Raw genomic sequence first — 1,538 nt, 5'->3', positions numbered from 1 at the left:
GGGGGCAGGGGGCAGGGGAGATGAATTTTCCTGCTTATATCCTGTTCCTTGTTCCATTTCTTCATTTTCCCCCTTGCTCCCCGCTCCCTGCTCCCTTGCCTCTTGGAGAAGTCCCATTCCCCGCAATTTAGGGACGGTGTAGCTATTAGTGCCGCCTGCTAACTGCACATATCCCGGTAGGTTTGCTGTCAAAACTTTTTGTCCTAATTTTATTGTGGCTATGGTAGTACCATCACCAATATCACCACTCATAGAACGTCCATCAGTCTGCCAAATCAGAAACTGGGGACGGGGGACAATCAAATTGTAAATAGCTTTTAGGTAATCAATTAACCCTTCTCCATCGTTACAACTGATGGCTACCAATTTTAATTTATCTGCCCAAGGTGTCATTGCGTCCCATAACCGTTGGAATTCTGCCAACCGCCCCACTTGAGTATGAATTTCTACGGCTTCTATTCCCGTTGACATAATCAATGGTGCTATCTCCCCTGGGGTTGACACATAAGATTTTGTATAAATTATCCCATAAGGACAGATAGGAAGGCAACGGCCACAGCCATAACATTTTTCAGAAATTACTCCAGAAAAATCATCTTTGGTATTGTTAAATAAAATTGCTTGGGCTGGACAAATTTTTTCACATGGTCTGGAACAATCACTAGGACAGTCCTGAGCATTAAACTCAGCTTTCCGAAAATGGGGATCTTCACCATCATTGAGACTAACCATTAACAAAGGTAAATTACCTGTAAAAGCAAAGCCTCGCTTCTGGGCATCATTTACCAAGCCTTGGGCTACTAGTAAAGCTTCCTGGGTAGCGGCAATAACTGCCGGGTCGGCAGCCACATCTACACAGTCAGCACCTGCCAAAGTGTAGGCTAACGTGAGATTTCTGACCGCAGGAAGATGTTGATAACTGGCTCCGCAAATTAATTTGAACCAATTACCTTGTTTTAGGGATTGTAAAGGGGCTAATAAATCAGTCACATTTCCATTATGCGTTTATTTCACTGGAAATTGCAGACTGTCATTAGGAAAATTTAGATTTTTTTGTTACTAATTTTTTATTGGCATATTTCGATACTACTGCCCAGAGTGATCATTTTCCCCGCTTCCGTAACGGGAACTCTGGTATTTACACTTAATCTATAAAAATGATTAAATTGCGCTGTATTTACACAAGTAGGCATAGTTGCTTGGCGTTTTTGCCCAAAGATTTTTTGAAAGTTTGGATAAGCTTCCCCTGTATAAGAATCCCGCATGGGGACTACACAACGTTGACAAGGGTTAATTCCTAAAAAGCGGACATCTCCCACCAGGGGATCGCGGGAAGGCTGGGAGCCGCGTCTCTTTAGAGCGCGGGGGAAAGCCTACCCGTGCGGTTTTAACCGCTGCCAATATTCTCGATCATGATGCGGGTCATTAAATCTTTTCAACATTTTATTTCTCTCTAACTAATCTTTTTAAGGCTGACGAAAGACTCATTCCCCAACCTTGGGCGATATCCTCAAGTTTCTTTCTTTCAGTTTCATCTA

General features: G+C 43.0%; 2 protein-coding genes. Both read right to left on the bottom strand.

What is annotated here, in order from left to right:
* Positions 1 to 990 (bottom strand): circadian clock protein LdpA (ldpA, locus tag IQ228_RS25945; RefSeq protein WP_370566957.1); only part of this gene is annotated, 990 nt, incomplete at its 3' end.
* Positions 991 to 1,067: 77 nt separating this feature from the next.
* Positions 1,068 to 1,265: a hypothetical protein gene (locus tag IQ228_RS25940; protein WP_193964995.1), complete on the bottom strand. Its 198-nt coding sequence runs from the start codon at positions 1,263 to 1,265 to the stop codon at positions 1,068 to 1,070.
* Positions 1,266 to 1,538 lie beyond the last annotated feature (273 nt).

Source organism: Dolichospermum sp. LEGE 00246 (assembly GCF_015207865.1).
Lineage (GTDB): Bacteria > Cyanobacteriota > Cyanobacteriia > Cyanobacteriales > Nostocaceae > Dolichospermum > Dolichospermum heterosporum.
Note: the sequence above shows the minus strand (reverse complement) of the source record. Positions and strands in the feature narration are given on the sequence as shown.

Bases quoted from the DNA above. Each gene is read 5' to 3' on its own strand.
- IQ228_RS25940 (WP_193964995.1), bottom strand. From the start codon at position 1,265: ATGCGGGATTCTTATACAGGGGAAGCTTATCCAAACTTTCAAAAAATC.